The sequence below is a fragment of the Lacrimispora sp. 38-1 genome (genome assembly GCF_049890855.1).
GTDB lineage: Bacteria > Bacillota > Clostridia > Lachnospirales > Lachnospiraceae > Lacrimispora.
The window spans coordinates 156,645-171,225 of the sequence record NZ_JBANEW010000052.1; the positions used below are offsets into that span (position 1 = coordinate 156,645).

Consider the following 14,581-nt stretch of genomic DNA (forward strand, 5'->3'; position numbering starts at 1 on the left):
AGTCCCTCCTATGCAAAAATTTCTTCATCTGACGGCTGTTTCCAATCCTTTTTTACAAATGCGATCCGGCTCTTGTTCATCAGATGGGTATAGAACAGGTTCTCGCTGATTGCATTGTTGCCCCAGCTTCCGCACCCCAGTGTGGTGGTGGGATTCAATGAGTTTGCAAACGCTCCGCCTGCCATGCTGGAACAGGTCTGATTGACTACCACACGGCTAACAGGAAGCTTTAAACCTGCATATTCAATATGTTTCTTATCGTTGGACTGGATGTCTGCGGAATGACCCTCTCCTTCATATACCAGATTGTCATATGCGATTTGTACAGCCTCTTCCCAGGTCTTATAGCTGTATGCAGCCATCATCGGGCACATCTTCTCCTTGCTCCAAACAACTCCTGCGCCATGTCTCTCAGGCTTTACAATCAGGACCTTTGTGCCCTGTGGTACTGTAATCCCGGCCAGGTCTGCTATGGTTTTGACTGACTGTCCAACCACCTTTTTGTTGATCACGCCATTTGGAAATACCACTTCTGCCAGTTTATCAATAACAGCCTTATCATCAATATAGAAGGCTCCCTGGGATACAAACTCTTTTATCACCGTATCGTAATCCTTCTCAGGTGCAATGATGGTCTGGGTTCCGGAACAGATAATACCATTGTCAAATATACGGCTGGCAATCATTCGTCCTGCAGCAGCCTTGTAATCAATTCCCTCATCAATCAGTCCCTGTACATTGCCGGGTCCCACACCATAGCTTGGTTTTCCGCTGGAGTAAGCGGACTTTACTACGCCGGCACCGCCAGTAGCAAGTACAACATCACAGGCAGCCATCAGCTCGTTGGTAAGTTCGATAGACGGTTCCTCGATTACCAGGAAAATATCTCTCGGGACTCCCATACGGTCCAGCTCTTTGTAATACAGATCAGCCACTGCCATGGCACATTTCTTACTGCGTGGGTGAGGTGCAATAATAATCGTATTCTGGCATTTTATGGCGTACATGGCGTTACACATGGGAGTGACAATGGGGTTGGTGCACGGTGTTGCGGCTGCAATAACGCCCATGGACTTTGCCACCTCAACCAGTCCGGCCTTCTCATCCGTTCCGATGATGCCAATGGACTTCTTACTCTTTAATGCATTCCATATAATTCTGGATTTTCCTTTATTCTTAGTGACCTTGTCTTCGTAAACGCCCATCCGGCTTTCTTCCACAGCAAGTTTCGCCAGTGGTTCTGCATTGTCAAAAATAACTTTTGCAAACATCTTTACAATTGCATCTGTCTTTTCCTGGTCATAAGTACGCAGGACCTGCTGTGCATTTCTGGAACGTTCCACTAATGATTGAATTAATTGGCTCATTTTTGTTATCTCCTTAGATAGTGATTTTTTTAACATTGTTTCTATGGTTAATTCTAGTTCCTTTTTCCTGCTTTTAAAAATACTAAAAACTTATAATAAATAATAGGATTTTTTATGGTTCATTTTTGGCATATTTACCAATTCATTAGTGTGTGGCAGCCATACCCGAATTTTGCAAGGAATATTTTGCGGATTTTATTGTTAATTTATTAACTTGAAAATGCTAAAAAAGCCGTATACAGAGAGACAATAAACGGATAAGGAAAGTTATACTGGAACGAAACAGATGTGATATGAGGCGGGTTAACCGGAAATATAAATCCGTGTTATCGTGATAGACCGGGGAACAGCTGGTCCTGAGGTAAAATAATGGTGCTTCTCTTTACTTCTTATATCTAGAAGTATATAATAGCTGTTAATATATGTAAAATATATATATTGTATATTAATTATGTAATATTTATATAGAAGATAAACGGAGGGTATATGGATATCACATATGACTATTACAGGATTTTTTATTATGTTGCAACATGCAAAAGTTTTTCCAGGGCAGCTGGTCTCCTTTCGGCAAACCAGTCCAATCTTTCACGATTCATCAATAATCTGGAGCATCAGTTGGGGTGTAAGCTTTTCGTGCGGTCCAACCGAGGTATCTCATTGACGCCTGAGGGGGAGAAGCTCTATTCCCATGTAAAAATTGCCCAGGAACAGTTCAGGGCGGCTGAGCTGGAACTGATCAATGACAAAAACCTAAGCGGAGGCACGATAACCATCAGTGTCAGTGATACGGCGCTGCATGGTCATCTTCTTCCCATACTTGCAGCGTTCCACAGTACCCATCCTGGTATCCATCTGCGCATTCTTAACCACACCACACCACAGGCAATCCAGGTTTTAAAAAACCGGCTGGTTCACTTTGCAGTTGTGACATCTCCTTCCAACATCAGACTTCCACTGAAAGAAACATGTCTGAAGTCTTTTCAGGAGCTATTAATTGGAGGGAGACATTATTCCTTTTTAAAAGACACGCCACACAACCTGTCGGAGCTGCTGCAGTACCCATTTGTCTGTCTCGGAAAAGATACCATGACTTATGAGTTTTTTTCAAACCTTCTCTTAAAATACGATCTTGTTTTTAAGCCGGATATCGAAGTTGCATCAACGAATCAGCTGATGCCTATGATTAAAAATGACCTGGGTATCGGTTTTATCCCGGAACAATTTGCCAGGGAAGCCCTTGAAAGCGGGGAGGTTTTCTCCATTCCTCTTAAGGAACAGATTCCAAGACGCAGCATCTGTCTGGTGGAGAATACCAGCCGATGCCCAAGCATTGCTGCAAATGCATTAAAGCAGATGATACTATCCCAGGATTCCTGATAACGCCAGTAAAAAAAAGACACTTCCAGAATTTTTCCCGGAAATGCCTTTTCTACATCTGTTAAATTGGAGTTTAATTCGTAAGTTAAATCATTTTTATCCAGATACTATATCTGTAACGTGTGTTAATTAGCAGTTACTCATTGTTTTTCCTTTTCCAGTCAATTCCTCAAAGTCTTTGATAAAATCATCAACAGCAGCTGTAATTGCGGTATTCTTTACCAATGCATCAATCACATCTGGAGAAATTGTTGATGCGCCAATACCATACTCACATAATTCCAGAACCTGTTGTGAATTTTTAAAGCTGGCAGCAAGCACCTGTGTTTTTAAATCATTATTTTTGAAAATATCATGAATATTCTTTGCAGTCTGGATACCGTTATATCCCATATTATCAATACGATTGATATATGGCGCTGCATAATCTGCTCCACATTTTGCAGCAAGATATGCCTGCATAGGTGTATAGATTGCAGTTGCCGTAATACGAATACCTTCTTTTTTTAACTCCTTCATAGCCTTAAAGCCTTCCGGAATAGACGGAATCTTCACATAGGTTATATCTCCAAGTTCCTTAATAATCGCATATGCATCCTCAACCATGCCCTGTGCTTCCAATGCAACTGCCTGTACATGAAGCTCTGCTTCCTTGCCAATAAAAGTTCTTATTTCCTTTAATACTTCAAATGGTGGTCTTTTGCTTTTTGCAAGAATGGACGGATTGGTCGTTACACCATCAACGGGATAATATTCATAAATTCTTTTTATTGCTTCAATATTTGCATCATCAATGATAAATTTCATGTTTTGGCTCCCCTTTTTGATTAATTTGTTATTATGAACCTTGCTTCATTATAAAGCCTGCTCTGTACGTTCAATAATGTCATCCTGTGTTTTCCTGGATAGTACATTGAAAAAAGCACTGTAACCTGCCACACGTACGATCAGGTCTTTATGGTCTTCCGGATGAATCTGTGCATCCAGTAAGGTTTCTCTGGATACGATATTGTACTGTACATGATATCCATGTAGTCTGTTAAAAAATGTACGGATCAACATTTCAAGTTTCTGCTTATTTTCTTCTGTAGAAAGCATCAGCGGTGTCATCTTCTGATTCAGTAAGACGCCTCCGGTAATCTTCTCCGTTGGAAGTTTGGACACTGTCTTAAATACTGCTGTGGGGCCGTTCTTATCTGCATTATGTGCAGGACTGCAGCCTTCTGCCAGAGGTTCATATGCATTTCTTCCATCTGGTGTTGCCATTGTCCCCATCCCCTGTCCCACATTTGCACTGATAGAGGAAGTTCCACCATAGCGGATACCGCCAATTGGTCCCCTCTGATAGCGGGTATTTGGATATTTCTTAATTTCTTCCAGATAAGAATCATATGCTTCAACAACCAGCTGATCTACATAATCATTATCATTCCCATACTTAGGAGCTTCATTGATTAGCATTTCCTGAATTTTACGATTTTCAGGAGACTGGAAATCATCCAGAATTGCATTCCATAACTGCTCTCTTGTAATCTTCTTATCTTCATATACCAACTTCTTAATTGCAGCCAGGCAATCTGCCATATTCGCTATTCCGACCTGTAATCCTGATATGAAGTCATATACAGCACCACCTTCCTTGATCGTCCTGCCTCTTCCAATACAATCATCCGTAAGTGCTGAGCAAAGGACATCCGGTACATCTCTTTCAGATGCCTTATCAATGACATTTTCTACAATCACACTGTATCTGGTCATCTCTCTTACCGTCTTATCCCATGCTGTCAATAAGTCTTCATAGGTTTCCATATCCTTGAATTCCCCACAACCTTTGGTGAATCTTTTTCCACTTGTCAGATCTACACCATTATTCATTGCACAGAGCAGAACTCGGGGAAAATTGATGTAAGACATTCCGGTACAACGATATCCCCATTTTCCCGGAACAGCTGTCTCTACACATCCGATTGCACTGTAGTTATATGCATCCGCTTCCCTCACTCCCCAATTAATAAAGGATGGAATGATAATCTCATCATTGTTCAGTGCAGGCATTCCAAATCCAAGCTTCATGACCTCAATACATTCATCAAAAAAATCTTTATTCAGATTCTTATGATAACGAACTGTCAGATTCGGCTGAGTCAGTCTTGTCTGTGCCACTGACTTCAGAACAAGAAAACTCAATTCATTAACAGCATCTTCTTTCTGTGAAGTCTGCCCGCCAATCGTTACATTCTGATACATAGGTGAACCCGCAGAGCTTAATGTATGTGCCTGTGATCTTACTTTATTGATCGTCAGCGTCTTAATCCACAAACAGGTCAAAATCTCTAATGCTTCTTCCTGTGTTGTCCGTCCTTCCTTCATATCTCTCATATAATACGGATACATATATTGGTCAAATCTGCCGTAGCTTAAGGAGTGTCCATTGGATTCAATCTGAAGAATCAGCTGTATAAACCAGACAGACTGTACCGCTTCCCTGAAAGAAGCTGCCGGTTCATAGGGAACCTTTGCACAGATTCTGCTCATTTCTTCCAGTTCTGCTTTCCGCTGCGCGTTTGTTTCCTGTATGGCTAATTTCATTGCCAGTTCGCTGTAACGCAATGCGAAGTTGTGTACTGCTTCTATCACAATCAACACTGCTTTATAAAAGGAATTCTTATCAACGCTCTCCGGATCTGTAAAATCAAGTGCATCTTGTAATGCTTTCGTTCTTTCTTCATACCCTTTTAATCCATCTGAAAGAATCTTTGCATAATTAACTGCTAAATGTGCATCCCCCGCATTGAGTTTTCCTTCCATACCGAAAACACCAGTCTCCATGAATACGCTTACTTCCTCTGGCAAGAGTGCCTCTCCTCTTGCTCTCAGATTATTATTCTCCCAGAAAGGTGCAATATCGCGAAGCTGCTTCTTAGTTTCTTCTGTAATATAAAAGACATCTCCATCTCTTTTCTCAAACAGATCCAGTTCTTTCAATATAAATTCCATCGTATATTCCGGGAAAACCGATGCATTCTTATTCTTGGTTGCCTGATTACCGGCTATCAGAGTCTTCTCTTCAATATAAATTGTCATTCCTTCCAGAATCTTCTTTAACATGAGCGCCCTGACAAGCACTCGAGGCTGATTCTGATTTTTCCTGTATGCTTCTGTCGCCAATATTGCACGCTGCGCATCAATATATGGCTTTTCTTCCAACACTTCTTCGCGAAAAGACTTCATACGCTCTGTCAATGCCCCAAAATGTAACTCATTTTCCATGTCATACCTCCTTCTTTTTCAATAGTAATACAAATATGTTTTGTTCGTAATTTTATTCTATTTCGTTCTTCCATGTTTGTCAACCATGATTTATATACGTAATATTTTTATGTTTCATACATAAGTTATAAACTTTTATTTAGAAGCAAAATATGATATGATAGATATCAGAAAATATAAAACTCACAATACATATCGTTTTTATAAAATCGCAGATTTTTGCGATTAACTGGTACAAAAATAAAAAGGAGATGCTCAGATGCGAAAAATTGATTACAGAAAATCCGGTGTCGTATTTAATATTCAAAAATTTAGTGTCAATGATGGTCCAGGTATTCGAACCGTCGTCTTTTTGAAAGGCTGTCCCTTACGATGCCTCTGGTGTGCAAATCCTGAAAGTCAGCTTTCCAAAGTGCAAATATTGTGGAATCATAAAAAATGCCTCCTTTGCCATCATTGTATTGATATTTGCCCTTCGAAAGCAATAACACTATCAAATGGACACATTCATGTAGATGCAGCAAAATGTAAAGGCTGTCTTCAGTGTGTTCAGAAATGTCCTGGCAAAGCCTTAGAAAAAGAGGGAGAAATGAAAACTGTTCAGGAAGTCATAGATGTTGTTATTCAGGATGAAGCCTTTTATGAAGAAAGTGGCGGTGGTATTACGTTATCTGGCGGAGAGATACTTTCACAACCAGCATTTGCTACAGAGTTATTGCTTGCTGCCAAAGAAAAAGGACTGCATACCTGCTGCGAAACAACTGGTTTTGGGAGTGCTTCTGTTTTTGATCAGGTCATAGAATACGTTGATTATATGCTTTTTGATTTAAAACACTGGAATTCTGTAAAACATAAACAGGGAACTGGTGTAACCAATGAATTGATTTTAGAAAACCTGAAACATGCTGCAAATATGGGGAAGACCATTCTTCCGAGATTACCTGTTATCCCTGATTTTAATAATACTTTGACGGACGCGCAGGGTTTTGTCAAAATATTACAGGAAATCGGAATATCGCAAATTCAGCTCCTACCTTTTCATCAGTTTGGAGAAAATAAATATGATTTATTAGACAGGCCTTATTTTTATACAGATGTTCCGGCATTACACAGAGAAGATTTAGAACAGTTCCGAAATGTCTTTTTAGAGGCGGGTATCGATGCCTTTTTCTAAAACATGATAAAAGAAACATTTACTATTTTATATAGTTTCAAATGAAAGTATTATTTGTTGAAGTTGAAACTTATTTGTACTATAATGTATTATATAAAATTTTATTAGGGAGGACACTGTTGTGAAAAATAGATGTAATCAGATATTAGAGCTTTTAACCGATGAAAATAAAATAGAAGTTTCTGTCCTCGCAGAAAAATTAGGCGTATCACAGGTTACAATTCGAAAGGATTTAGATGAATTAGAAGAAAAAGGCATTATCATCAGAGAACATGGTTTTGCACTATTAAGAAGTATGGATAATATTAATGGCCGTATTGCATATCATTATGAATCCAAAAAGATGATTGCATCAAAAGCAGCCACTCTAGTCGAGAATGCATCTACACTCATGATAGAAAGTGGAAGCTGTTGCGCTCTTTTGGCTGATGAGCTTTGTTCTACCAAAAAAGACCTGACCATCATTACAAACAGCGCATTTATCGCCGACTATATTCGCAATAAGTCTAACTTTCAGATTGTCCTGTTAGGTGGAATCTACCAGCCAGAGTCCCAGGTTCTTGTTGGTCCAATGATCAAACAATGTGTTGAAAATTTCTGTGTTGATTTATTTTTTATCGGAACAGATGGATATTCTGCCAAAACAAGCTTTACCAATCGTGATCAGATGCGTGCCCAGGCAGTTCGTGACATGGCTCCGCAAGCAGAAAGAATTATCGTACTGACAGAAAGCGAAAAATTTCAAAAGCATGGTGTCGTTCCTATAAATCTGAAAAATGCGAACATAACTGTCATTACTGATGACAAAATAGATGATACTGCGGTTTCTGAACTCTCTTCGCATGATATTCAATTAATTTATGCATAAAACTCCCCGCTATGGAACTTGATCATCGCGGGGTTAATATTATTTTGTGTTCAAAATGCATGAACTTTTATTCTTGAAGTCTATTTATGCTTTTTATCCTCTCGAATGCTTCAAGCAATATAGACCCAACACCATAACAGGCAATATCTTTTATATCAAACACCGAACCTAACACGATCCGCAGAAACCTGTTATTTTCCAGTCCAAGTACCTGTACTAATTTGAAATATTGCAGCACCTCAACTCCTGCTGCAAACAGGAAAACGTACAAGGGAAGTAATCTGCATCTCTCCGGAATAAAGATTCTAGTAAAGCTATACACTAATATCACTACCAGCATGTCTCCTACATATGGCCGTACAAACGTATCATGTACATATAATGCTATCATCACTTCCACAAATAGAATCAGTACAAACGCAATCGCATACTTAATTCTTAACTGATTTCTTTTTGTCATTTGTAAGTTCATAACTCTCCCCAATCATTCTGATAATATCTGTATCTGGAATTGTTCCATCCAGAATAATGGAACTCCAGTGCTCTTTGTTCTGGTGATATGCCGGGATCACAGACGCATATGTGTTTCTCCAGAAATCTCTCCACTCTGGATCACATTTTACATTGATCCAGATGTTGCCTTCTCTTTCATAGATCCAGGCAAACGCTTTCTTATTCTTTTTATGACGCATCAAAGTCCAGTTTGTATCGTGAAACGGATAATCCTCATAGACTTCCTTTAATTTTATGCATATGGCTATTACTTCTGAACGTTCTTTCAAAGCGATTACCCCACAAGTTATTTTTCATTCACATTACGCAATTGGACAGGAATGAGAATGGAAATTTATATTGTCAAACGAATTTTATCCACCAGAGTTATATCCGCTGGTAACCATCCCACAGAATTCATCTCATCCTTCGTCAACCACTTTGCAGCCTGGTGCTCTTTCAACACCAAATCGCCAGCAACAATTTCTGCCCAAAAGCAATCCATAGAAAGATGAAATGTCGGATAATCATATTCAATTGTATGTATCAATTCTCCAACGGAAATCTCTGTATCTAACTCTTCCTTTATCTCTCTCATTAATGCCTCTTGAGGAGTCTCACCATCTTCAATTTTTCCACCAGGAAATTCCCAACCACCTTTTAAAACACCATAACCACGTTGGGTAGCAAAAATGATTGGCTCTCCCTTTTCGTTCAAATCTTTAATCACTGCAGCCACTACTCTAACTATTTTCATCCTACCTTCACTTCCTCTTATTTCTGTTATTATCCTCGAATAATATACTCATACACATCTTCTCTAACAGGTGTATCTAAGATCCACTCTATCTCAACAGCTTTTTTATCCGTGTTTGCCATCGTAAATTCTTTTGCAAATCCAGATGCATGCATCCTGCCAAGATAATAAAATTCTTTTGAAATCTTGTCATCTTTATTCTTTCGCACAAAAAGCTGGACATCAATACCGCGTTCTCTTGCATGAAGGAAATTCTGTACATCATCAGATTTTATATTTCTTCCGCTCTTAGATATTGCAATTAAATTAGTAGCACTGATAAAATGATCTTCGTATTTTGTCGTATCGCTAATATTCTCTGTCTTGTCGTAATTTACAAATACTGGAAGTGTCTTCGTTTCTTTATCGAGCATATAACCATTCATTACGGAAGATAAATTCTTTTTCCACCCAAGAATTCTACATACATCTTCATATGTATACTTTTGATACAACACAAAATCAGTATCCTGATATCGATTTCGATAATTTGTTTTATATCTTGATATACCAAAAGAAACTAATTCTTTCACAATATTGTAAAAATCAATATTATTCAACATCTGTTCAAACGATTTTGATATTCCATATTCTTCTGTATCCTCTTTTTCAATAAATACACAAGATTCATAATTTTTTTTACTGCTTTCTGGTTGAAACTCGTTGGTCATAATTTTAATCAATCCACCCATAGAATTCTCATTTATTTGAGTGGCATACTCTTCCTGTAATGTTTTCTTCAATTTGCCAATTAATCCCTGACGATAACTCAACATTCGATTTAATAACTCTAATTCATAAATCCGCTTTCCGTTTGCAAGCTTTTTCGAAATAAACTCAACAACCTTCTCCTCATTCTCGGATAAACGTACCTTGTATTCCTTCTCATACTTCACCAGAAACTTGTAATAAGAGCCAAGACTGGTGTTATCAAAAATACGAAGCACATCCATCTCTCCGTATTTATCGAAATCTGCTAATACCGGGATATGTCCAAGCTTATTCTTTAATGTAAGATAGTTTTCTTTAATCAATTTCACATCACTAAAATTGGCGTTATCAATTGCCTGGAAAATCCTCTTTCTTGATATTTCATCAAAATGTACAGTACTTTCTCCAGGAATTACCCTTCCGCCTTCCGCAACATATCTTCTGACATTATCCTTATTATAACTACGATCACCAGAGAGTGCAATTGGAATCATGAAGTTGTTCTTGTAGTTTCCAATAAAATCAAGTACAACAACATATTTCTTATTCTCCGCTTTTCTAAGGCCACGCCCAAGCTGTTGAATAAATACAATTGGTGACTGTGTTGGACGAAGCATAATAATTTGGTTTATTTCTGGTACATCAACACCCTCCGAAAAAATATCAACAGACAATATGTAATCTAAAGCATCAGCACCATCATCACCTGCTAATCGTTCGATTGCACTTGCTCTATCCATTTCAGAGTCAGCACCTGTCAAAACCTCTGTTCTTAATCCTCTTTCATTAAACTTAAGGGATAGTACTCTAGCTTCATCTATGCGACTACAAAAAATCAACCCCCTCACTCTATCCCCACTATATCCAAAATATTCAGCATTCGCTATAACATATTTAACCCGCTCATCGGAAGTAAGATATCTAAAACTCTTTAACTGCTCTTCTCTCGTCTTTCCAGTATCAGATATAACACTAAGATCCGTGATTCCAAAATAATGAAATGTACAAAGCAATTTCTCTTTCATGGCATCCTGCAGACGAATCTCATATGCAATCTGATAATTGAAAATCTCATAGATATTTCTACCTTCCATGTTGTCATCACGCTTATCAGGTGTTGCTGTCATACCCAACGTAAACTGAGGTGTGAAATAATCCATTACCTTTTTATAGGAATCTGCTGTTATATGGTGTGCCTCATCATAGATAATTACATCAAAATGATTTTTTGTAAAATGCTGCAGCGTATCATCTTTACTAAATGACTGAATTGTTGCAAAAATATAATCCTTATCATAATCTGCTCGTCCAAGTGTACCCGAAATCATACCCATGGATACAGAATCACCAAAAACCTTGCGAAAGGATTTATTTGCTTGCTTTGCAATCTGATTGCGGTGAACCAAGAACAGTACTTTTTTATATTCTAATTCTCTCATCGCAAATGCCGATGCATAAGTTTTACCTGTACCTGTAGCCGAAATCAGAAGTGCTTTTTTTTCGCCAGCAGCTAATATTTTTCTAAGGTTCGTAATAAATCCAACCTGCATACTATTTGGCTCTAATCTGTATTTTTCAATCGATGTTATCTCATCTTGCTTCGCTATCTCGCGTTGGCGCTTGATAATTGCATATCGCTCTTTATAATTCTCATAAAATTCATCAAACCCAAGTGAATACCTTGACTCCCAAAGCTCATTAAATTCAGCAATAATCTCCTGCGCCACCTCTCCCTGCTCAGTAGATACAACTTTCGTATTCCATTCACGATTACTGGTTAATGCTGCGCTTGTAATATTAGTACTACCAATTATAATTCGGTAGATTTCTTCCTTTTTAAAAATATATCCCTTCGTATGAAAACCAGCTTTGGCAGTTTCAACATCAAACATTTTGAGAGTAATATTCTTAAGCCTATTTAATTTTTCTAATGCGGCAGGCTCACTAAAATTCAAATAATTAGTCGTAAGAATCTCTCCAGGAATGTTTTTCTTCTCAAGTTCTCTCAACGTCTGAAGAAGAGGAGTAATTCCACTCATTGTAATAAACGCAACACTTATCTGGAACTGATCACATAATAAAAGTTCATTTTCAATGGTTGATATTACTTTTTTTCCTTCTTTATAATTATTGGAAATAAATTGTGGCCTGTATGCCAAATTAGATGAAAACGTTTCATCAACGTATGCCGTTTCAAAACCATTCCTTATTTCAGTTAACTTCTCTTTTGTCATGTACCCATTCCCCTTTTACCAAACTTGGTACCCTTGTCTTCTTGCCGAATCATAGACCGGCTGCATGTTTTTCTCAAGAATATTATAGAATTCCTCTTTTGAATTTCCTTTTCTATAGAGTTCCTGATTGGCCCATATGGAATGTAAATTGTCTCGATAGCAAGATTCATATTTTTTTCTAATCTCTGGCTTTCTATCATCATGAATCATACTATACAAAATGAACTGGTTACTTGCAAATCGTTTAAAAAAAGGATCCCATTGGGGAAGCTTATTACTTTTTGAAGAATTTAACGCCGAATCCATAGGCATTAAATTCCACAATTCATCGTTCATCACAAAGGACCAAGGAATAAAATGATCGACATCATAATTACCTTTTCCAATAGGTGCATTTTTAAATACATCTACAATAGACTGATTATCCATAACTGCTTTCCACAGTTTTCTAACGTTGTTTAGTTTGCGCATTTTTTCATTCATTGGCGCAAGCTTATATATAAGTCCAGGGACTTCAGGATTATTGTTCTGAAGCCACTTAACCTTTTCATATTGTATCCAGCCTAGAATGGATACTGTATTATCCTGTATCATCTTTATCCAGGTTTCATTAAAAAAGACTTCCTTCTTAAATGAGCTTCCTGTTCCAAGTGTATATGGCAGTAATGATATCTGATTGACTCTTTCAATATAAGAAACCATTCTTTGAGTGCTGCCCCAATCCGCTCTTTCCTGACATTTATCGAAAAATCCTGAAAGCGCTCTATACGGAACCATATGGGTTAGTTGTTCTTTATAAAGTGCCAGTTCTTTATCATATTCTTTTATTTTATTCTTAATTTCTACCTTAGAAGCATTTCCCGGAAGCTGACTCAACTCTTGCAGCGTTAGAACGGCTCTTTCCAATCCATCTTTTATCCGACCTTCAATCATACCGCTGAGATGAATATGAAATTCTAAAACCGTATACCATGCATTTGCAATCATCTCATCAATTATTTCATTAAAGCTTGTCTCTTTTACACCTTCTGAAATCAGATGAACGATTGCCTCAAGCCAATAAAACTTATAACAGTATGACGGATTCTTCATCATAAGAGAAAATGCGTCTATATCAAGTCTGTTATAATATTTGTCATCAATATTTAATTGATAGCCGATTTTCTCAAAATCAAATTGAGCCATTTATCTTCATCCCTGCCTTGTCTTATGTATGCTGTTACCAATCGATTTTCTGCATCAACTCCTTTTCAGTTGATCATATTTTTCTTTACTGCCCTTAGCTAATTCTATTGGATATTTTTCATTGTTTTTTTTAATCTTCGCCTGCACAATCTCATCTAAATCAAGACCGCATGCATCAGCCATAAGCACACAGTAATTTATAACATCTGCAAGTTCTTCCCTAATCTTGTCCATTTTCTCTGTGCAGTTCACATCTTCCGCACTCCACTGAAAAATTTCCAGTAATTCAGCCGCCTCCAGTGAAATGGATATCGCTAAATCTTTCGGATTATGAAACTGCTTCCAGTTTCGGTCGTCTCGGAATCGTAAAATCTTATTTATTGTGTCTTGTGTCATTCATTTTTTCCTCCACCACATCTATATACAGCCACAAATAATTTTAAGAATCAGTCAGTTACTCCTTAAAATCTTCCTTTAATAAATAGCCACTCTTTTCTAAGAAATATGCCATTTTTCTATTAACTCTAATATAGTTAAATACTCCATAATTGCCCCTACCGTCTGGCATATACTACATATTATATTCTTATATTTAAATATTTTCAACGAATATCGTCGATTATAGCGCCTAGTGCCTTATCGAGCCTTTTTCTGAATGTTTTACGCATCCTCCATCATAAATCTTTCAAAAACGAAGAGCTCAAATAATTTTCCTGTTTCAGATCTCACAACTTCTGGATTATCCGGACAACTTATAATTTGCTACTTCCTCAGGAAACCTTCCTCATTTCCTCCGTGCACGGCGACAGTTACAACTTCCAATTAAAACAATTCGGAATAATGCGGTTCTGTACCACCAGATACAAGAGGCATCCCCTTGGCCAGAAAAGGACGACTGGAACTTCATTATTTCCGTTCTGAACGCAGAAGAAACAGCTTTAGCTCAAATGACAGAAGAAGAGCTTAATCTTCAAATAAACTGTGAATCTTGGTATTGTTAAGACATATGGACGCAATGAGTGAGACCAGTCCTTAACTAGTTTCTTTCTCATGCGTCCATGCCATACATTTTCCGACCCGTCCCCCCGTGATAAGAGCCTGACC

Annotated in this window: 12 protein-coding genes; 3 read left to right on the forward strand and 9 right to left on the reverse strand. The window is 37.9% G+C overall.

The features are described from left to right. Nucleotides 1-8 precede the first annotated feature (8 nt). A complete protein-coding gene (locus V7D18_RS12385; protein ID WP_426154582.1) occupies nt 9-1,367 on the reverse strand; it encodes an aldehyde dehydrogenase family protein in 1,359 nt (452 codons plus the stop codon). Nucleotides 1,368-1,853: 486 nt separating this feature from the next. On the opposite strand from V7D18_RS12385, the gene V7D18_RS12390 reads away from it, so the two are divergent. Then, nucleotides 1,854-2,747 (forward strand): LysR family transcriptional regulator, encoded by an 894-nt coding sequence (locus V7D18_RS12390; RefSeq protein ID WP_426154583.1) that lies wholly within the window; start codon nt 1,854-1,856, stop codon nt 2,745-2,747. A gap of 129 nt (nt 2,748-2,876) precedes the next feature. On the opposite strand, the gene V7D18_RS12395 is transcribed toward V7D18_RS12390, so the two are convergent. Then, a complete protein-coding gene (locus tag V7D18_RS12395) occupies nt 2,877-3,554 on the reverse strand; it encodes a fructose-6-phosphate aldolase (protein WP_426154584.1) in 678 nt (225 codons plus the stop codon). A 48-nt stretch (nt 3,555-3,602) separates the two neighbouring features. Continuing rightward, nucleotides 3,603-6,017 carry a glycyl radical protein gene (locus V7D18_RS12400; RefSeq protein WP_426154585.1) on the reverse strand — a complete coding sequence of 805 codons (2,415 nt, stop codon included), beginning with the start codon at nt 6,015-6,017 and terminating at the stop codon, nt 3,603-3,605. A 259-nt stretch (nt 6,018-6,276) separates the two neighbouring features. Between V7D18_RS12400 and V7D18_RS12405 the strand changes: the two genes are divergently transcribed. Together V7D18_RS12405 and V7D18_RS12410 are read left to right on the forward strand one after the other, a co-directional pair. Continuing rightward, complete coding sequence (locus tag V7D18_RS12405; protein ID WP_426154586.1) at nt 6,277-7,191, forward strand: glycyl-radical enzyme activating protein; 915 nt, start codon at nt 6,277-6,279, stop codon at nt 7,189-7,191. Between the two features lie 121 nt (nt 7,192-7,312). Further along, entirely contained in the window at nt 7,313-8,059 is a 747-nt protein-coding gene (locus tag V7D18_RS12410) for a DeoR/GlpR family DNA-binding transcription regulator (protein WP_426154587.1), read from the forward strand. Nucleotides 8,060-8,126: 67 nt separating this feature from the next. Here V7D18_RS12410 and V7D18_RS12415 read toward each other — a convergent pair whose 3' ends face one another. The 6 genes from V7D18_RS12415 to V7D18_RS12440 form a co-directional block, all read right to left on the reverse strand. Further along, nucleotides 8,127-8,531: a DUF2809 domain-containing protein gene (locus tag V7D18_RS12415; RefSeq protein ID WP_426154588.1), complete on the reverse strand. Its 405-nt coding sequence runs from the start codon at nt 8,529-8,531 to the stop codon at nt 8,127-8,129. Continuing rightward, nucleotides 8,491-8,841: an MmcQ/YjbR family DNA-binding protein gene (locus V7D18_RS12420; protein WP_426154589.1), complete on the reverse strand. Its 351-nt coding sequence runs from the start codon at nt 8,839-8,841 to the stop codon at nt 8,491-8,493. The genes V7D18_RS12415 and V7D18_RS12420 overlap by 41 nt, the downstream gene beginning before the upstream one ends. A gap of 65 nt (nt 8,842-8,906) precedes the next feature. Next, on the reverse strand, nt 8,907-9,308 hold the full coding sequence (locus V7D18_RS12425) for a (deoxy)nucleoside triphosphate pyrophosphohydrolase (RefSeq protein ID WP_426154590.1): 402 nt from the start codon (nt 9,306-9,308) through the stop codon (nt 8,907-8,909). Between the two features lie 29 nt (nt 9,309-9,337). Next, on the reverse strand, nt 9,338-12,292 hold the full coding sequence (locus V7D18_RS12430; protein WP_426154591.1) for a DUF3427 domain-containing protein: 2,955 nt from the start codon (nt 12,290-12,292) through the stop codon (nt 9,338-9,340). A gap of 15 nt (nt 12,293-12,307) precedes the next feature. After that, nucleotides 12,308-13,477 (reverse strand): HNH endonuclease domain-containing protein, encoded by a 1,170-nt coding sequence (locus V7D18_RS12435; RefSeq protein ID WP_426154592.1) that lies wholly within the window; start codon nt 13,475-13,477, stop codon nt 12,308-12,310. A 54-nt stretch (nt 13,478-13,531) separates the two neighbouring features. Next, complete coding sequence (locus V7D18_RS12440) at nt 13,532-13,873, reverse strand: nucleotide pyrophosphohydrolase (RefSeq protein ID WP_426154593.1); 342 nt, start codon at nt 13,871-13,873, stop codon at nt 13,532-13,534. Nucleotides 13,874-14,581 lie beyond the last annotated feature (708 nt).